The following is a 17,929-nucleotide window of genomic DNA, read 5'->3' on the forward strand; positions in this document are numbered from 1 at the left end:
TGGGCCAGTTCAATCGGTCGTTGCAACACCGGGCTGTTGGAGCGAGCTTAGCTGCTCGGCAAAGACTTCAGCCGGGGTTTTCCAGTCGAGGACTTTACGGGGCCGGTTGTTCAAGGTCAGAGCGATGGCTTCGAGGTCCTCGGCAGTCCACCTGGAGAGGTCAGTGCCTTTCGGGAAAAACTGGCGCAACAGCCCGTTGGTGTTCTCATTCGTGGGTCTCTGCCAGGGTGAGTGCGGATCGGCGAAGAACACCTTCGTTCCAGTGCTGAGAGTGAACTGGGCGTGTGCGGAGAGCTCTTTCCCTCGATCCCACGTGAGGGTCTTGCGGAGCTGTTCGGGCAGCTTGGTCATCGAGACCGTAAGCCCGGCGTTCATCGCCACGGCACCGTAGCCACCGAGCGAGGGCCCGTTCTTCACGGCCTGTCTATCAGCCCAGCCTTCCAGCCTGGGCAGATGTACCAGGATTGTGGAGCGGCTGCTGCGCTCGATGACCGTGCCGATCGCGGATCGTCCGGTTCCGATGATCAGATCACCCTCCCAGTGGCCCGGTACCGCACGGTCTTCGGCTTCGGCGGGGCGTTCGCTAATGAGGACCTCCGCGGTGACATGGCCTTGGGGTTTACTCTTCGATCGAGCTCGAGGTTCCCGCAGCGCACGGCCGGTGCGCAGGCAGGTGACCAGCTCGCGCTTGAGCGCGCCACGACCCTCGATGAACAGCGATTGGTAGATGGCCTCGTGACTAATGCGCATCGACTCATCATCCGGGAAATCGACGCGGAGCCGGTGGGAGATCTGTTCCGGACTCCAAGCTGTCGACCATCGCCTGTCCTGCCGGTGCGGTTTGTTCAGCCCCTTCCAGGCCGGTGTCGCAGGGCCAGCGACGACAGTGCCGTCGTGCCGGCGGATGACCCCAGCGAGCCGTTCCTGAACATACTCACGCAACCTCGCATTGTCCGCGAGTTTCGCGGTCTTCGGGCGCTTCGCAGCCTGTTGCGCCTTCCACTGCGCCACCAAGGCCCGATAGAGATGCTTCCCGCTCCTCGTAGCCGCGTTGCGACGCAACTCGCGCGAGATCGTTCCAGGGTCGCGGCCAAGCCGCCGCGCGATTTCACGCACGCCGACCTCCCGGGCTCGCAATAACGAGATCTCCTCACGCTCAGCGAAGGACAAGTAGCGGCCCGTAGGCTCGTCAAGACTGATCGGCGGCATGCCGCCAGCGTGACGGAACCACCGCGACGCGACCGGCCACGACACACCGAGCGCCTCCGCAGCTTTGACGGTTGTCACCCCAGTAGCGATCAAACGCCAAAACTCCCGCTGCACCGCACGAGAGGGCTCTGGCCTGCCCGGCGAACGCATCGGCGGACGTAACGCCCGATCCGCCGCCCACTGCCGCCGCGCGCCCTCCGGAGCCTTCCGCAACTGCTTTCCACCGCGTCCCATCGCGAACCTCCATAATCGAGGTGTTGCGACGACCAATTGAATTCACCTTGGCTTCCTGCGTCCGAATGATGAATCAGCCCCTTCGCGGCTGGCCGGCCGGTGTGGTGACGGCGCCACAATGCCATCCGCAGGCAGTGTTCCACGAACGTAGTGTCCTTCACAGTGGAGGTTTCCCACCCGACGATCGCCCGGGAATACAGGTCGATGACCAGGGCCACGTAGACGAACCCGGTGTAGACCGGGACGTAGGTGAAATCAGTGACCCAGACCTGATTCGGGGTCAATGCTGTGAAGTCCCGATTCAGCAGGTCCCCAGCGCGGAGGCCATCCTTCCCCGGGACCGTGGTGCGCATCCTGCGGCCCCTAATCAGACCGTTCATGCCCTCCTGACGCATCAGCCGGTCCACAGTGTGCTTGGAGGCCTCCGGGAAACCGTTGCGACGCAGCCACTGCGTCATCTTCCGGCGCCCGTAAAGGATCTCGGGGCGTCGACGGCCTTTCGCATCAGCGACGTTCAAGCTCCGGAGAGCATCGGTGAGGCGGGCGTCTTCAAGGGTGCGCAACGCTGGCAGGCGTGTCTTCCACGCCCGGTAGGTTCGTGCGGCAACCTGCACGCCCTGGTCTCGCAGGACGGCGCAGATCGACTCGACCGCGTAACCAAGAGCGCGCATGTCGTCGATAAATCGGCAGATTAGCGGCGGCGAGGGTCGAGTTCCCTCGCGAAGAAAATCGAGGCCTGTTTCAGGATCTCGTTGGATTCCTTCAGATCCCGCACCTCGGCCCGGAGCCGCTTGATTTCCTCCAGTTCATCGCTGCTCGGTCCGGTCTTTTCACCAGCATCGATCTGAGCCTGGACCACCCAACGACGCAGCGATTCAGCACCGACTCCAAGCTTCGGCGCCAAAGCCTTACAGGCCGTATAAACAGAGGGATACTCGGACAACCGATCCACCGTCATGCGCACTGCACGATCACGGACCTCGGGAGGAAACTGCTTGGGCATAGTCACTATCTTTCTCACAGAAGATAGCGGCATCAAACCCGGGACGGTTCATGGTCCGATCGCCTAGAGCGGAGCCAGCCAGACGCCTTCGCGAAGCACCGCCAGCAGGTGCAGGTCGGGGGAGACCACCACTGCGTCCGCCCGCAGCCCGAGGCGAAGGCTGCCGAGCTCATCGGCAAGACCGAGCACATTGGCCGGTACGACTGTCGCCGACGTAATGGCGTCGAGGAGTGGTACCCCGGCGGCGACGGTCCGGCGCACCACATCGAGGAGCACTGCAGTGCCACCAGCGAGGGATCCGGTGCGATCAAGGGTGGCAACACCGTCGGTGACTGTGACCGCCGACGATCCGAGGTGATACGCGCCGTCGGGGAGCCCGGTGGCCGCCATGGAGTCGGTGACCAAAGTGATGTTTTCGGCGCCAACCAGTTCGAAGACGGTGAGCACGGTCTGAGGGTCGAGGTGGGCGTTGTCGGCGATCAGCTCGACGACGGCGTTGCCCGCCTTCGCGATCCTGAGGCAGGCGGCAACCGGCCCGGGGGAGCGGTGATGCAGGGGCGGCATTCCGTTGAAAAGATGGGTGACGGTGGGGCGTCCGGTGTACCCGTCGAATCCAGTGGAGTCCATCTCCTCCCATGCCAGTGCGAGGGAAGCGGCTGCGGTTGAGGTATCACAGTCGGTGTGCCCGAGCGAGGGGGTGATGCCGTGGGTAGTCAGCTCATCGATCAGGGCGTCCGCGCCGGGAAGCTCCGGGGCATAGGTCATCGTCTTCATCCGCCCCTGAGCCGCATCGATCAGCGCCGCCACATACTCCGGGGTGGGGGCGACAATGTGGTCGGGATTCTGGGCGCCGCAGCGAACCGTGGAGACAAACGGGCCTTCGGCGTGGATACCGGCAATCAAACCCTCTTCCGCCAGCTCCGCCAGAACTGAGAGTGCCCTCAACAGGTCGGCGGGGGGCGCCGTCATCGTACTGGCGAGGGATGTTGTGGTTCCGCTCCGTTGCAGGAAGTCAATCGCCATCCGGGCCTGGGTTGCATCGCCGCTGGTGAAGTCTCCACCGTTGGCGCCATGGCAGTGGGTATCGACGAGGCCGGGGAGAACGAGGCTTCCTGGTGGGAAGGTCCGCTCGGGCTCAGAGTCGCCGCCGCGGAACCCAGCCGCCGGTCCGGCGTAAGCGATGCGGTCACCGTCGTAGGCGAGGACACCGTCATCAATGATGCCCGACTCAGTGGCGATGCGTCCGCGGAGGTAGTTCACGGGTGAAGTTCCTGAATTTTCGCTGCTGGCCATACCCCGATTCTATGTGCAGCGGACCAATATGGCCTGGGCACAGCAGGGTCGGGGAATAGGGGGCTGGACTTCCCTGTTCCATCAGCCATGAAAGCAATCGTCTACTCCAGCACTGGAGCATCCTCAGTTCTCTCCCTCGCTGACCGTGAGGTCTCCGCCCCCGGTCCCGGCGAGGTACGGGTTCGGGTTGTTGCCTCCGGCGTCAACCCGNNGACTGGAAGGCCCGCGCCGCGGGTGATCTCGCCTTCCCCGAGGTGGTTCCGAACCAGGACGGCGCCGGCCTGGTCGACGCCGTCGGCGAGGGAGTCACCGCTCTGACGGCCGGCGACCGGGTGTGGATCTACCTTGCTGCCCACGGCCGCCCGACCGGAACCGCCCAGGAATTCGCTGTGCTCCCGGCAGACCGTGTTGTTCAGCTTCCTGCAGGCGTCAGCTTCGAGGTCGCCGCCAGCCTGGGCGTTCCGGCGATGACGGCTCACCGTGCACTGACAGTTCATGAGAACGGTCCGGCCCGGCTTGCACCGGAGGCCCTGGCTGGCCGGGTCGTCCTTGTCCAGGGTGGTGCCGGGGCTGTTGGTCACGCAGCGATTCAGCTTGCGGTCTGGGCTGGTGCAACGGTCATTGCGACGGTCAGCAGCGAAGCGAAAGCCGGGCTGGCCCGCGCCGCTGGGGCCCAGCACGTGGTGCGCTACCCGGATGACTCGATTGCCGACCGTATCCTCGACATCGCGCCCGACGGCGTCGATCACGTGGTCGAGGTTGCTCCCGGTCAGAACGCCCTGCTTGACGTCGAGGTCATCGCCAACCACGGCAGCATCGCCTACTACGCGAATAACAACGGGGATAGTTTCACGGCTCCGATCGTCCCGAGCTTCGCGAAGAACGTTCGGTGGCAGGGGCTGCTCCTCTACACGGTGGGAACCGAGGCGCTCCTCGCAGCCGCCGAGGATATCACCGTTGCCCTCCGCGCGGGCGCGCTGCCCGTTGGAGAGCCCGCAGGGCTTCCCATCACCTGGTTCACCCTTGAGGACACGGCCGCCGCCCACGACGCCGTCGAGAATGGTGTCACCGGCAAGGTGCTGATCCGCGTGGCCGAGGCCTAGAAGAGGCGCGACTCGACGTCGTCGACGCCACGCATCATGTCGTAGTCGAGTACCAGGCAGTCGATACCCCGGTCCAGTGCGAGGACCCGGGCCTGCGGCTTGATCTGTTGGGCAGCGAAGATCCCTCGGACCGGTGCCATCAGGGGGTCCCGGTTGAGGAGCTCAAGGTAGCGGGTCAGTTGCTCGACGCCGTCAATGTCGCCGCGGCGCTTGAGCTCGATGGCTACTGTGGCACCGGCAGCATCACGGGCCAGGATGTCGACCGGTCCGATGGCGGTCATGTACTCCCTGCGGATCAGGGTGAAACCAGTTCCGGCCAGGTGGATCTGTTCGGCGAGGAGCCGTTGGAGGTCCGCTTCGACTCCGTCCTTGACCAGCCCGGGGTCAACACCCAGATCATGGGAGGACTCATGGATCAGTTCGTGGATGTTAATGACCAGCCGGTCATCGCTCTTGGCATGCTGAACGTTCCACACCTCGGTGACGCCCAGTTCAGTGTCGGCCTCCTCGGGAGTGGAGATCCGCAGCGAGGCTGGCGGGCTCATCCAGTTGAGCGGCTTATAGGAACCACCATCGGAATGCACCAACACCGACCCATCGGCCTTCACCATCAGCAGCCGGGTGGCGAGGGGCAAATGGGCGCGGAGGCGCCCGATGTAATCGACTGAGCACTGGGCTATGACTAAACGCACGAAAGCCTTCCAGGGAACTTGTGTGGTGGGGAGTACCTAAATCGTCCCACAGGACGCGGCTGGACCCTGCCCCACCGGACGCCGGTTGTGCCCGAGTCGGCGATTCGTCAGGCAGACTTGACCTATGCCCCGCTCCAACCGCCCTCGCCGTCCCGGGAAGCCGTCAGCGCAGCCCGGGAGGAAGGCAGAGCCGGTGCCGGAAATCGACCTGGAGCGTGCGCGGGCGGGGATACCGACCCGGGAAAGCGCTCCCGACGGCGAATGGTCCGTCCGGCGGATCACCGAGCGCAACGCGGCCAAGGACTATGTCTGTCCCGGGTGCCACCGGGTGATCCCGCCCGGTCTTGCGCACCTGGTGGTCTGGCAGGAGGACTCCCTGTTTGGTGCAGCGGCCGGGCTCGCTGGCCGGAGGCACTGGCACGTCAACTGCTGGCGAACCCGCAGCTACCGGTACTGAACCGCCCACTGCAGTTCCCCTAGACTGAAACGATGACTTCCACCGTAACCAGTTATGAGTTCACCGAGTCCGACGGACCCATGGATATCAGGGCGTCAACGGTCCTCCCGGCGCGGCGCACCGAGATCGAACTGCGCACCACCGACGGACTACGCCTGGTGGGCGAATTCGCTGAGCCAGCGGACAGGCCGGCCCGTGCCACTTTGGTGATGATGCATCCGCTGCCGACTGCAGGTGGATTCATGGACTCCCACGTTTTCCGCAAGGCCTCCTTCAGGCTTCCGGCACTCGCCGACATTGCGGTGCTGCGGTTCAACACCCGTGGCACGTGCTCGCCGCGGGGCTGCAGCGAAGGCGAGTTCGATGGTGGGGTTGCCGAGCGCGCCGACATTGAGGCCGCCGTCGCCTGGGCGGCCGAGCATAGCCCAGGCAACATCTGGCTGGTGGGCTGGTCCTTTGGCACCGAGCTGTGCCTGAAGTACGGCGCCCTTGATCCGATCGCCCCGCTGATCCAGGGGGCGGTGCTGTTGTCGCCCCCACTGCATCGTGCTGGGGAAGAAGATCTTGAGGCATGGGCCGCGTCCGGCCTGCCGCTCAAGGTGCTGGTCCCCGAGCACGACGATTACCTGCAGCCAGCGGCAGCGACCGAGCGGTTCGCCCGGATCCCCCAGGCCGAGGTGATCGGCGTCGACGGCGCCAAGCACCTGTGGGTGGGGGAGAAGTACGCCGCCCGGGTCCTGGATGAAATCACCGACACCGTGCTGCCCGGGGCATCGCAGTCACTGCCCACTACCTGGACCGGAGCCGCAGCCACAGCGTCCTGACACAGCGTCCTGACTGTCCTGGCTTACTGACTGTCCTGGCGGGCGATAAAGACTTCCTTGAGCAGCAGCATCACCGCTGCGGCTGTCGGAATGGCAATCAGCGCGCCCAGCACACCCAGGAGGCTTCCGCCGGCAATAACGGCGATGACTGCAACCGAACCGGGTACCGCCACGGCGCGCTGCATGATCCGCGGCGAGATGAAGTATGCCTCGACCTGCAGGTAGGCGAGGTACAGGACCGCGAAGAGCAGCGCCGTCTGCCAGCCTGCAGTCATCGCGACCGCCGTCACGATCACTGCCGCAATCAGGGCGCCCACCAGGGGGATGAAGGCCAGCAGCGCGACGACGAAGGCCAGGAGGACCGAAAAGGGCACCTGCGCGATCGTCATGAAAACGAAGGCGAAGGTCGCGTTGAGGATGGCCACACAGGCCTGCCCAATCACGTAGTTGCCGACGCTGCTGGTGATCTCCTCCGCCAGCGACTCCACCCGGGGGCGGCGTGAGCGCGGCGCCAACCGGTACGCCCACTTCTTCATTGCGGGCAGCGAGGACAGGAAATAGAGGGTCAGGACCAGGACAATGAGGGTACCGAACAGGCTGTTGATAATGACGGTGCCAACGCCCAGCACACCGCCGAAGATGCCGCCTACAGCATCCGAGTCGTTGAAGAAGTTGTTGACTTCCTCGGTGACACGTTCCCGGACCTGGAACTGTTCATCGACAGTCTGGAAGAACTCGGAGTTGAGGAAATCATCAACGAAACCGGGCGCCCGATCCACAAACTGGCTGGTCTGGTTCACGATGGTGGGAATCAGGGTGGCGAAGAAGGCCGCGATGATGCCGGCAAGCAGCAACAGCGCCACCGCAATCCCTGCCGGGCGGGGCACCTTCTTCTTTTCCAGCCACCGGACAATGGGGTCGAGCCCCAGTGCAATGAACATTGCCGCGCCAATCCACAGCAGCAGTTGGCCCACGTTGGTGATCATGAAGTAGGCGAGCAGAGCCAGCCCCACGCCCACCGTCCCCATGAAACCGAAGTGAATCGGGTGATGACGCATGGACTGGGGCTGGGCGTTTCCGAACTTCAGCCGGTCGTCACCGAGTGAGACGTCGTCGTCGGTAGGCACCGGCGCGGGGATCCGCTCGGGCGGGAACTCGAACCGAAGCCGCGGCTGGGCGCCAGGAATAGGCCGGCGGAGCCCGCGAAAAATTGCCCTGATCATGCTGCGGTGAGATGGGCTGGCAGCGGAAGCCGCTGGTGCACCGCCCCGCCCGTCAACTGAGGCGGCGGGACGGGGGNGGCTCGCCCGCCGGAACATCCTGATGATCACTCACGCTTCATTCTGCTTTCCCAGTAGTGCATGCGGCGGGCAATAAGGTTCAAAACCGCTAAAGCAAGGTTAGCGAAACACTAACAGCCTACTGTCGGCTTACCGTGTCGGGCCGGGGACCCGACGTCGTGCGCCAGGACTGCGCGCATGCCGAGAGTGACCACCCCCATAAAAATCCCGCCGCGCGGCCGAAGTTCGTTACGATGGGACGTTAGATCAAGGTATTGCACAAGACATCGCGTCGTCGGACCTCCGTCGGCGCCTGACGCGCGGCCGTGCTGCGCACGAGCAACGATAGGTATCTGAGTGCGTTTGAAGATTGCAGTCCCCGCTTTGGTGATCGGTGCGCTGCTGATGCTCCTGGGCATCGGCCAGCTCACGTTCTGGTCCCCGCCGGAAACCGTGACGGCCTCCGTCCCCGCGGGGTCCGAGGCCGGCCCGGTCACCGTGATCGATGCCGGCGCGAAGGCTCCAGACGCAGACGACGTCGACATTACGGTGCGCAGCGAAGGTACCTTCACGCTCGCCGTCGGACGTGCCGGGGATGTCGACGCCTGGGTGGGCGACGCCGCGCACCTGCGGGTGACCGCCATTGCCGAGGAGGGCCTGGAAACCAGGTTCACCGAGGGTGAAGAGACGGTCCCGAACCCCAGCGGCTCCGACCTCTGGACCAGCGAGGAAACCGCTGATGGCAGTGTGACTTACCGCTGGCTCGATCCAGCCGAGGGCGATTGGTCAATCCTGCTGGCAGCCGACGGCGAGAACCCGGCACCCACCGACATCTCGGTCACCTGGCCCAACGAGGCGACCACCGGCTGGGCGGTGCCCCTGATTGTGATCGGTGCGCTTGCCATCGTGCTGGGGATTGCCCTCTTCTTTGTCACACCAAAGCGCAACCGGCCCGCTGCCGAGGGCTCGCGAGCCCACCAGCGCCGCATGGAAACCCGGAAGAAGCCGAAGCGGGCAGGCGGAGCATCCTTCGGGGTGGCCGTCGTCGTTGCAGGGCTGACCGTCTCGGGCGCCGGGCTGGCTCACGCCAGCACCTCCGATCCGAGTTCAGTCCCGAGCCCGGATCCAAGTTCGGACCCGAGCTCTACCGCGTCAGCGACTTCCGAAGCGGCCGACGAACCGGCCCCACCCGTACTGCTGGAAAGCCAGCTGGAACGAATTCTGGCCTCGGTGGCGACTGTCGTTGCGGAAGGTGACGCGGCATCCGATGCGGAGCTGCTTGAGCCGCGGGTCGCCGAGGCGGCCCTGGCGCTCCGGACCGCCAACTATGACGTCCGGTCCCAGGCCAGTGACGTCCCGGAGCCCACTCCGGTGGCTGCCGAGCCCGTCCTGACCACAATGGTTTCATCGGAGACCAGCTGGCCCCGCACCGTCGTCGCCCTGACCCAGTCCGACGAGAACCCGGTGCCGCACGCACTGGTCCTGGTCCAGGCCGACCCCCGGTCGAACTACCAGCTCAGCGCCGCAATCCAGATGCTGCCCGGCACCACCTTCCCGGCCTCCGACGGTGCCGCAGGGGTAGCCGAGGTACCGGTCGACGTCGCAGGTGAGCTTGCGTTAGCCCCCCAGGACGCGATGGACGCGATCGCCGACTTCCTGTCGGAGCCCGACGGCGACAACGCCGAAACCTTCGAGGCTAATTCCTTTGCGGATGCCATCACCTCGTTCCAGGCCGACGTCGTCGCCGATCCGGGTAACGACTCTGCCGACATTACCTTCGTGCATGAGTCCGAGCAGGACTTCGCGCACGCCCTGTCCACCAGCGACGGCGGCGCGATGGTCTTCGGCTACCTGAACCACACCTATTCCAGCGTCCCGCGCGGCGCCGGTGATTCGATCGACCTCGACGGCACCGTTTACGAGTCGCTGACCGGCGAAACCTCAACCGACGAGGGCATCGACGTGCGGTATGGCGAAGCGGTAATGATGTATGTACCGCCTGCCGGCAGCGATGAGCGCATCCGGGTCATCGGTGCCGCCCAGCAGTTGCTCTCCGCCGAACTTCGGTAACTTCCACCAGAGACCACCCTTGAAAGGCGGAACCATGAGTATTCCAACCAACCGCGGGCCCCTCCCGCCGTCGTCAATGAACCTGCACGGAGCCGTGGATCTGTCGGCTTTGAAGGCACGGGCCGACGCCGCGCGGACCGCCCAGCAGGGCGGGACCCCCGCCCCCGCAGCACCCCCGGCGGATTCGGCACCCGGAGCCGCCAGCGCAGGGGCAGGCAGCCCCTACGTCGTTGAGGTCACCGAGCAGAGCTTCCCTCAGCTGGTTCAGCTGTCATCGCAGGTTCCGGTAATCGTGGACCTGAGGGCTTCCTGGAGCGAAGAATCGTCCCGCGTCACAGCGGTGCTGGAAGCGGTGACGGTCGAACATGACGGTCGGCTGCTGCTGGCCAAGGTCGACGTCGAGACGCAACCCCAGATAGCCCAGGCCTTCCAGGCACAGACGGTGCCCACCGTGGTGGCGGTCCTGAAGGGTCAGCCGGTGCCGCTGTTCGAGGGCGCGCTGCCCGAAGCCCAGATCCGGTCCTTCATTGACGAATTGCTGAAAGTGGCGGGCTCGAACGGCGTCTCAGGGTCGCTGCGGGAAGGTGCCGACGGCGAGGAGGCCGCTCCCGAAGAGCCGCCGCTGCCGCCCCTGCATCAGGCCGCCTTCGATGCCATCGAGGCCGGTGACTACCCCGCTGCCGCCGCCGCCTACCGGCAGGCCCTGGCAGAGCAACCAGCAGACGCCGAGGCGAAAGCTGGGCTGGCCCAGGTGGAACTGATGCAGCGGCTCAAGGATGTCGACGCCGAGACGATCCGGCAGCGCGGAGCCGACGAGCCCGACTCGGTGGAGAGCCAGCTCGCCGTCGCGGACCTGGACATTTCGGGAGGCCACGTCGAGGACGCGTTCGCCAGGATCGTCTCGTTCATTGGACGGACCGCGGGGGAACCCCGTGAAGTTGCCCGGGTGCGATTGATTGACCTGTTCGACGTCGTCGGGATCAGCGACCCGCGCGTCACGAAGGCGCGGGGAGCACTGGCACGCGCCCTGTTCTAGATTTTCATCCGCCGGACGGAGTCTGTGGGCGGTAATTCGTCCCTTTGGATGACGATGGGTCTCTCTTGACGTTGCTAGCGTGGAGGGATGAGCACACCATCTATGCCTTTGTCCCCGGGCTCAGCCGGCGGTCCCGCTTTTCCGGAGAGCCCGGCGCTGGTGATCCGGGGACTCGCCAAACGTTTTGGCGAAAAGATCGCCGTGAACGGCGTCGACCTGGATGTCCCCACCGGTTCGTTTTACGGACTGGTGGGCCCGAACGGCGCTGGCAAGACCACGACGCTGTCGATGGCCACGGGTTTGTTGCGCCCGGACCACGGCCAGGTGTGGGTGCATGGCGTGGACGTGTGGGCTCGGCCGCTCGAGGCGAAGAAGCTGATGGGGATTCTCCCCGACGGGGTGCGGCTGTTCGACCGGTTGACCGGGGAACAGTTGGTGACCTACGCGGGCCTGCTGCGCGGTATGGACCGCGACACGGTGGCGGAGCGGGTCGCGGACCTGCTCCGTGCGCTCGACCTGACTGACGACGCCGGCACCCTGGTGGTCGATTACTCGGCCGGCATGACCAAAAAGATCGCCCTGGCCTCGGCGCTGATCCACGCGCCGTCCCTGCTGGTCCTCGATGAGCCGTTCGAATCGGTGGACCCGGTATCGGCAGCCAACATCCGCGACATCCTGAACAGCTATGTCAGCTCCGGCGGTTCAGTCATCGTCTCCAGCCACGTCATGGACCTGGTCCAGCGGATGTGCGACCACGTTGCGGTGATCGCTGCCGGCACAGTCCTGGCCGCCGGCACCGTCGATGAGGTGCGCGGGGACTCCAGCCTCGAGGACCGGTTCGTGGAACTGGTGGGCGGACGCAACACCGCGGAGGGACTCACATGGTTGCGCACCTCCTAAGGCTCAAACTCACCCTCCTGCGGAACTCCCTCAAACGCAGCACCTGGGCACTGATCGGCGTGATCCTGGGCGGCCTGTACGGTCTGGGAATGCTGGGCCTGCTGATCCTGGCGCTGTTTGCCTTTGGTACCGCTGAACCGGAGATTATTCGCAACGTAGTGGTGATTGCCGGGTCAGCAGTCGTCCTCGGCTGGATTGTGGTGCCGATGGTCTCTTCGGGCATCGATATGACCCTTGACCCGGCGCGGTTCGTTACCTTCGCCGTGCCGATGCCGCAACTGATCGCCGGGCTCGCGCTGGGCGCGGTCATCGGCATCCCGGGGATCATCACCTTACTTGCCGCGCTCGGTCAGGTTGGTACCTGGCGGCTCTACCCTGCCGCAGCAGTGGTGGCGGTGGTGTGCGCTATTCTGGCCACCCTGTTGTGTGTCGTGGCCTCACGGTTGGCGGCCACGGCGGTCATGTCGCTGACCTCGTCGCGCACGTTCAAGGATGTCAGCTCCATGGTGGTGCTGGTGCCGATCATCCTGCTGGGGCCCATCATCGCCGGGATAGCGGCCGGGTTTGAACAGTCGGTCGGATTTGCCGGCGAGCTGGCGGCCATCCTGGGGTGGACGCCGCTGGGTGTCTTCTGGGCGGTTCCGGCGGACGTGGCCGACGGCGCCTACCTCACCGCCGCGCTGCGGTTCGCCTTCGGCGTCGCTACCCTCGCCCTGCTGGCCTGGCTCTGGCAGCTCAGCCTGGCCCGGGCGTTGGTGACGCCTGCCCACAACGCGGTGACCCGAAAAGCGGCAGGCAACCTGGGCTTCTTCAGCCGGTTTCCGGCGACTCCCACCGGGGCAGTTGCCGCCCGCGCCTTGACCTACTGGGCGCGGGATCCCCGTTACCTCGGGTCCATCGTGATTGTCCCGCTGGTCCCGCTTCTCATGCTGTTTTTCGCCTACCAGTCCGAGGACTTCACGATGCTGAATTTCGTGGGCCCGATCATCGCGTTCCTCCTCGCCTGGTCCATTTCGGCCGACATTTCCTATGACAACACGGCGTTCTGGCTGCACCTTTCCACCGGGGTGAGCGGGTGGGCAGACCGGGCGGGCCGCGCCTTGGCGGTAGCTGTGATCGCTGCCCCCGCGGTGCTGGTCTTCACCGTGGGTCCGCTGTGGATTTCCGGCAGCCTTGAGCAGTTGCCGGTGATGCTGGGCCTGTCGGTGGGTGTCCTGCTGACCGGGATCGGGTTCTCCAGCGTGGTCTCCGCCCGGTACACCTACAACGTGCCGCTCCCGGGCGAGAGCCCGCTGAAAACACCGCCGGGAACCGGATTCTCCATGTTCGCAGTCCAGATTATTGGCTGGCTGGTCCTTACCGCGCTGGTGCTGCCGGAACTCGGACTCGCCATCGCCTACTTTGTCACCGGCAACAGCGTCTTCGGTTGGCTTACGCTGGTAGTTGGTTGCGTCCTGGGTGCCGCGCTGCTGATGGGCGGCGTGAAGCTGGGCGGACAGTGGTACGACCGGAGGGCCCCCGAACTGCTGCAGGCAGTGGCCGTCAACAAATAGCTCAGACGATAGGACAGCTGATGGAAGTAGTAATCCTCCCTGATCAAGCGGCCATTGCAGCTGTGGCAGCCGACGCGATCGAGGACCTGGTCCGACGCAAGCCGAACGCGGTGCTGGGCCTCGCCACTGGTTCCTCCCCGCTCGGGGTGTATGACGAGCTCGCCCGCCGGCACCACACTGGTTCGTTGAGCTTCGCCGACGTCCACGGCTTCGCCCTGGACGAATATGTGGGGCTACCTGTTGGCCACCCGGAGTCCTACCGGGAGGTGATTCGGCGGGAGTTCACGAACCGGATCGACATTCACCCGGACAACGTCCATGGCCCCGACGGTGCCGCAGACGACATTCCCGCCGCGTGCGCCGCCTTTGAGCAGGCTATCCGGGAGGCCGGGGGAGTCGATCTTCAACTACTCGGGGTAGGTACGGACGGGCATATCGGCTTCAACGAACCGGGCAGTTCCCTGGCATCACGGACGCGGATCAAGAGCCTGATCGATCAGACCCGCAAGGACAACGCCCGCTTCTTCGACAGCATTGACGAGGTGCCGCACCACGTGGTGACCCAGGGGTTGGGCACCATCATGGACGCGCGCCACGTGGTGCTGATCGCCACCGGGGCGCAGAAAGCCCGGGCGGTCCACGACTTCGTGGAGGGGCCGGTAGCCGCCATCTGCGCGGCATCCGTTCTGCAAATGCATCCCCACACCACCGTTCTCATCGATGAGGCCGCCGCTTCTGGGTTGAAACTAGCCGATTACTATCGCCATACTTACGCGAACAAGCCTGCCTGGCAGGGAATCTAGCCGACCCCGCGACAGGCTGGACGACCTGAGCAACGATAGGATGGAAACCATGAGTACGCCTGCAGATCCCTATGACAATGACCCCCGCAGCGACCCGCGGAGCGACCCCCAACGCTCAGGGTCCACCGCGACGCTGGAGCGCGAAGAGCTCCGCGAGGAACTGGAACCCGGCGACCGCGAACGCCTTGCGCACTACGTGCGCAAGGAAAAGATCATGGAGTCCGCGCTGTCCGGGGACCCGGTGATCGCGCTGTGCGGCAAGGTCTGGACACCGGGCCGTGACCCCCAGAAGTTTCCGGTCTGCCCCGAGTGCAAAGACATTTACAACGGAATGCGTCCGGGCAAGGACGACAAGGACAAATAGGTGCCGGCGCGGTCGAGCTAGGTGTCGGCGCGGCACCGCCGCTTCGTCGCGGGCTGACCAAGTCGTAGGTTGACTAAGGATTCATGACAGATCGCCCCGCCCCGAACACGGCAGAGCCCGCTACCGGGCAGCCAGCCAGCCTGCGCCCCCTGACCATCGGGATCATTTCCATCATCACCTGCGCCGCTTTCGAGGCGATGGCGGTCACCACTGCCATGCCTGCGGTGGTCGAGGAACTCGGTGGGGTGTCCGGCTACGGGCTGGCCTTTTCGATGTATCTGACAGCGTCGTTGCTGGGCACCGTCATTGCCGGTACCTGGTGCGACAGGGTAGGTCCCCGCCCCGCGCTCGCCGTCGGCCTGACGCTGATGATCGCTGGTCTGCTGGTCTCAGGTGCCGCGGGCGAATTCTGGCTGGTTACTGCGGGCCGGGCAGTGTCGGGGCTGGGGGGCGGTTTCATGGTGGTGGCCGTCTACGTCATCATCGGAGGAGCCTACCCCCAGCATCGCCAGCCAGTGATCTTTGGGTGGTTATCCGCGGCCTGGGTGCTGCCGTCCCTGATCGGACCCGCCGTGGCTGGCTACCTGGCGGAGGAGTTCACCTGGCGCTGGGTGTTCCTGGGGGTCGTGCCGATTGTCCTGGCAGCGTTTGTCATGGTCTGGCCGAAAACCGCGTCACTGACAACCCCCGAGCCAGGTGCCGGTAACCGCGGTGACGGACGACGGCGGTCCCTGACCGGGATGGCCCTTGCCGGCGGCGTGCTGGCCGCCCAATTCGCCATCAACCGGCTCGCAGCGCAGGGCCTGGGGGACAGCGCCGGGTCAATAGTGCTCCTGCTCCTCGCCGCCGGGGGCGTCGCCGTCGCAGCGCTGACCTTCCCCCGCCTGCTGCCGAAGGGGACAGTGCGGCTCGCCCGAGGGTTGCCGAGCATCATCGCCACCCGCGGCCTGGTCACCGCCGCGTTCTTCGGCGCCGAGGCGTTCCTTCCCCTGATGCTGGTGACCTCGCGTGGCATGAATGAGGCGACCGCCGGCCTCACCCTGAGCGCCGGCGCCCTGGGGTGGAGTGCGGGGGCCTTTGTGCAGGCTCGTGTCACCTTCCGCCGACAGTGGCTGCTGGTCCTTGGGGCGTCGATCCTGTCGACCAGCGTCGGCGGACTGGCACTGGTCTCGGTTCCGACGGTGCCCTTCTGGGTTCTGGTGGTGGTGTGGACCCTTGCCGGTTTTGCCATGGGAATGACCCTGTCGAGCACCTCGGTGCTGGTCCTGAAGCTCTCACCGGCAGAGGAGCGGGGGAAAAACTCCTCCTCGCTGCAACTCAGCGACCAGATGGGTGGGGTGGTCGGAAGCACCATCGCGGGAGGGCTTTTCGCCCTGTTACGTGACCCGTCGAACCCGGGACAGGTGGGCGTGTTTGTTGCGATCTGGCTGGCTCTGTGCCTCTTCGCGGTTGCCGGTATAGTTGCCGGTTCGAGGGCGGTGCTGGGATCCTCCGATGAGCCGGCTAGTCCCCACCCAGACACAGACAGGCATGGAAAGGTCTCTTCTTAAGCGTGAGTAATAACATGCTCTTCGGCGTTGCCCCTGCCACAGGTGCATCGCTGCCACCGGCCTACCCGGAACGCGCGGCGTGGGGTACGGCGCCGAAACTCCGGCAGTGGCAGGAGCAGGCGCTCGCCAAGTACTTTGCCACCGGCCCGCAGGATTTCCTCGCCGTGGCCACCCCGGGCGCGGGTAAAACCACTTTCGCGCTGCGGGTTGCCACCGAGCTCGTGGAACGCGGCACCATCAACCGGATCACTATCGTCGCGCCGACTGACCACCTGAAGCGGCAGTGGGCTGACGCCGCGGCGCGGATTGGCCTGGCGATCGACCCCAACTTCCGGAACGCTGACGGCCGTCACGGTCAGGGTTTTATCGGCGTGGCAGTGACCTACGCCCAGGTGGCCAGCAAGCCGATGCTGCACCGTGCCAAGACCGAAGCCGCCAGGACCCTCGTCATCCTGGATGAGATTCATCACGGTGGCGATGCCCTGTCCTGGGGTGACGGTATTCGTGAAGCCTTCGAACCGGCGACCAGGCGGCTGGCGCTCACCGGGACGCCGTTCCGTTCGGACACGGCGGCGATCCCTTTCGTCGAGTACGCGGCCGACGCCGACGGTATTCGACGCTCCAAGTCCGACTACACCTACGGCTACGGCGAGGCCCTGCGGGACCACGTGGTGCGGCCTGTCATTTTCATGGCCTACTCGGGCCAGATGCGGTGGCGCACCAGCGCCGGCGAGGAGATGGCGGCTTCGCTCGGCGAAGCGTCAGTCACCAAGGACATCACCGCTCATGCCTGGCGGACGGCGCTGAACCCCACCGGCGAGTGGATCCCGGCGGTCCTCGCCGCGGCCGACAAGCGGCTCTCCGAGGTGCGGCGGACGGTATCCGACGCCGGCGGCATGGTGATCGCCACCGACCACGACGACGCCCGGGCCTATGCTGGCCTGCTCAAGAAGATCACCGGCGAATCACCGGTAGTGATTCTCTCGGATGATGCGAAGGCGTCGGAGAAGATCGAGGAGTACTCGGCTGGCGAGCAGCGCTGGATGGTAGCGGTCCGGATGGTCTCCGAAGGCGTTGACGTACCGAGGCTCGCCGTCGGGGTCTACGCAACCTCGACAGCGACGCCGCTGTTCTTCGCCCAGGCGGTGGGACGCTTTGTGCGTGCCCGACGCCGGGGAGAGACCGCTTCGGTCTTCCTGCCATCGGTGCCGAACCTGATGATCCTCGCCAACCAGCTGGAACTTGAGCGTGACCATGCCCTGGACCGTCCGGCGACTGACGAGGACGGGTTCGCCCCCGAGGAAGCGTTGATGGAGGAGGCGAACCGTGCCGAGAAAGCCTCCGACGAACTGACCAAGCAGAAGTTTGAGGCGCTTGAATCCCAGGCGTCCTTTGACCGGGTTCTTTTCGACGGCGGTGAGTTCGGTACCGGCGGCGAAATGGGCAGCGAGGATGAACAGGATTTCCTCGGCATTCCGGGGCTGCTCGACGCTGACCAGGTGGGAGTTCTGCTGCGCCAACGCCAGCAGGAACAACAGACCCGCCGGGGACGCAAGGG

Annotated in this window: 16 protein-coding genes and 1 pseudogene; 11 read left to right on the forward strand and 6 right to left on the reverse strand. The window is 65.4% G+C overall.

Annotation, left to right across the window (positions count from 1 at the left end; translation table 11 throughout):
• Nucleotides 1–9: 9 nt before the first annotated feature.
• From B384_RS0100480 to B384_RS0100495, 4 genes are all read right to left on the reverse strand, one after another.
• Nucleotides 10–1,359, reverse strand: a complete 1,350-nt coding sequence (locus B384_RS0100480) for an IS30 family transposase (protein ID WP_443110774.1) — start codon at nucleotides 1,357–1,359, stop codon at nucleotides 10–12.
• Entirely contained in the window at nucleotides 1,299–2,201 is a 903-nt protein-coding gene (locus B384_RS0100485; protein WP_337459668.1) for an IS3 family transposase, read from the reverse strand. The genes B384_RS0100480 and B384_RS0100485 overlap by 61 nt, the downstream gene beginning before the upstream one ends.
• Nucleotides 2,135–2,446 carry a transposase gene (locus B384_RS0100490; RefSeq protein ID WP_019481184.1) on the reverse strand — a complete coding sequence of 104 codons (312 nt, stop codon included), beginning with the start codon at nucleotides 2,444–2,446 and terminating at the stop codon, nucleotides 2,135–2,137. Before B384_RS0100490 ends, B384_RS0100485 begins: the two co-directional genes overlap by 67 nt.
• Nucleotides 2,447–2,509: 63 nt before the next feature.
• Nucleotides 2,510–3,739, reverse strand: a complete 1,230-nt coding sequence (locus tag B384_RS0100495) for an N-acetylglucosamine-6-phosphate deacetylase (protein WP_019481185.1) — start codon at nucleotides 3,737–3,739, stop codon at nucleotides 2,510–2,512.
• An 87-nt stretch (nucleotides 3,740–3,826) separates the two neighbouring features.
• Here B384_RS0100495 and B384_RS17230 point away from each other — a divergent pair.
• Nucleotides 3,827–4,842, forward strand: a pseudogene (locus B384_RS17230) (NADPH:quinone reductase).
• Here the strand turns inward: B384_RS17230 and nucS are convergent.
• Nucleotides 4,839–5,534 (reverse strand): endonuclease NucS, encoded by a 696-nt coding sequence (nucS, locus tag B384_RS0100505; RefSeq protein ID WP_019481187.1) that lies wholly within the window; start codon nucleotides 5,532–5,534, stop codon nucleotides 4,839–4,841. The pseudogene B384_RS17230 and the gene nucS overlap by 4 nt on opposite strands.
• Before the next feature lie 124 nt (nucleotides 5,535–5,658).
• Between nucS and B384_RS0100510 the strand changes: the two genes are divergently transcribed.
• Together B384_RS0100510 and B384_RS0100515 are read left to right on the forward strand one after the other, a co-directional pair.
• The gene (locus B384_RS0100510) at nucleotides 5,659–5,991 is read left to right on the forward strand and encodes a hypothetical protein (RefSeq protein WP_024476289.1); all 333 of its coding nucleotides are present in this window, start codon (nucleotides 5,659–5,661) and stop codon (nucleotides 5,989–5,991) included.
• 32 nt (nucleotides 5,992–6,023) lie between these two features.
• Nucleotides 6,024–6,815: an alpha/beta hydrolase gene (locus B384_RS0100515; RefSeq protein ID WP_019481189.1), complete on the forward strand. Its 792-nt coding sequence runs from the start codon at nucleotides 6,024–6,026 to the stop codon at nucleotides 6,813–6,815.
• 23 nt (nucleotides 6,816–6,838) lie between these two features.
• Here B384_RS0100515 and B384_RS0100520 read toward each other — a convergent pair whose 3' ends face one another.
• Nucleotides 6,839–8,134 (reverse strand): AI-2E family transporter, encoded by a 1,296-nt coding sequence (locus B384_RS0100520; protein ID WP_443110788.1) that lies wholly within the window; start codon nucleotides 8,132–8,134, stop codon nucleotides 6,839–6,841.
• A 318-nt stretch (nucleotides 8,135–8,452) separates the two neighbouring features.
• Here B384_RS0100520 and B384_RS0100525 point away from each other — a divergent pair, with 318 nt between their 5' ends.
• The 8 genes from B384_RS0100525 to B384_RS17240 all read left to right on the forward strand — a co-directional run.
• Nucleotides 8,453–10,165 carry a hypothetical protein gene (locus tag B384_RS0100525; RefSeq protein WP_019481191.1) on the forward strand — a complete coding sequence of 571 codons (1,713 nt, stop codon included), beginning with the start codon at nucleotides 8,453–8,455 and terminating at the stop codon, nucleotides 10,163–10,165.
• A 34-nt stretch (nucleotides 10,166–10,199) separates the two neighbouring features.
• A complete protein-coding gene (locus tag B384_RS0100530) occupies nucleotides 10,200–11,201 on the forward strand; it encodes a tetratricopeptide repeat protein (protein WP_019481192.1) in 1,002 nt (333 codons plus the stop codon).
• A 102-nt stretch (nucleotides 11,202–11,303) separates the two neighbouring features.
• A complete protein-coding gene (locus B384_RS0100535) occupies nucleotides 11,304–12,101 on the forward strand; it encodes an ABC transporter ATP-binding protein (RefSeq protein ID WP_019481193.1) in 798 nt (265 codons plus the stop codon).
• Complete coding sequence (locus B384_RS0100540; protein WP_019481194.1) at nucleotides 12,083–13,654, forward strand: hypothetical protein; 1,572 nt, start codon at nucleotides 12,083–12,085, stop codon at nucleotides 13,652–13,654. Before B384_RS0100535 ends, B384_RS0100540 begins: the two co-directional genes overlap by 19 nt.
• Nucleotides 13,655–13,674: 20 nt before the next feature.
• A complete protein-coding gene (gene nagB, locus B384_RS0100545; RefSeq protein WP_019481195.1) occupies nucleotides 13,675–14,457 on the forward strand; it encodes a glucosamine-6-phosphate deaminase in 783 nt (260 codons plus the stop codon).
• Between the two features lie 49 nt (nucleotides 14,458–14,506).
• Nucleotides 14,507–14,821 (forward strand): DUF3039 domain-containing protein, encoded by a 315-nt coding sequence (locus B384_RS0100550; protein WP_019481196.1) that lies wholly within the window; start codon nucleotides 14,507–14,509, stop codon nucleotides 14,819–14,821.
• Nucleotides 14,822–14,904: 83 nt separating this feature from the next.
• A complete protein-coding gene (locus tag B384_RS17235; RefSeq protein WP_019481197.1) occupies nucleotides 14,905–16,371 on the forward strand; it encodes an MFS transporter in 1,467 nt (488 codons plus the stop codon).
• Between the two features lie 14 nt (nucleotides 16,372–16,385).
• Nucleotides 16,386–17,929: DEAD/DEAH box helicase (locus B384_RS17240; RefSeq protein ID WP_019481198.1), on the forward strand; the 1,544-nt coding region annotated here is incomplete at its 3' end.

It is taken from the genome of Arthrobacter sp. TB 23, from assembly GCF_000294595.1.
GTDB lineage: Bacteria > Actinomycetota > Actinomycetes > Actinomycetales > Micrococcaceae > Arthrobacter_D.

Coding starts and splice junctions, on each gene's coding strand:
- B384_RS0100540 (WP_019481194.1), top strand. CDS start 12,083: ATGGTTGCGCACCTCCTAAGGCTCAAACTCACCCTCCTGCGGAACTCC.
- B384_RS0100495 (WP_019481185.1), bottom strand. CDS start 3,739: ATGGCCAGCAGCGAAAATTCAGGAACTTCACCCGTGAACTACCTCCGC.
- B384_RS0100550 (WP_019481196.1), top strand. CDS start 14,507: ATGAGTACGCCTGCAGATCCCTATGACAATGACCCCCGCAGCGACCCG.
- B384_RS17235 (WP_019481197.1), top strand. CDS start 14,905: ATGACAGATCGCCCCGCCCCGAACACGGCAGAGCCCGCTACCGGGCAG.
- B384_RS0100515 (WP_019481189.1), top strand. CDS start 6,024: ATGACTTCCACCGTAACCAGTTATGAGTTCACCGAGTCCGACGGACCC.
- nagB (WP_019481195.1), top strand. CDS start 13,675: ATGGAAGTAGTAATCCTCCCTGATCAAGCGGCCATTGCAGCTGTGGCA.
- B384_RS0100535 (WP_019481193.1), top strand. CDS start 11,304: ATGCCTTTGTCCCCGGGCTCAGCCGGCGGTCCCGCTTTTCCGGAGAGC.
- B384_RS0100490 (WP_019481184.1), bottom strand. CDS start 2,446: ATGCCCAAGCAGTTTCCTCCCGAGGTCCGTGATCGTGCAGTGCGCATG.
- B384_RS0100510 (WP_024476289.1), top strand. CDS start 5,659: ATGCCCCGCTCCAACCGCCCTCGCCGTCCCGGGAAGCCGTCAGCGCAG.
- B384_RS0100530 (WP_019481192.1), top strand. CDS start 10,200: ATGAGTATTCCAACCAACCGCGGGCCCCTCCCGCCGTCGTCAATGAAC.
- B384_RS0100480 (WP_443110774.1), bottom strand. CDS start 1,359: ATGCGTTCGCCGGGCAGGCCAGAGCCCTCTCGTGCGGTGCAGCGGGAG.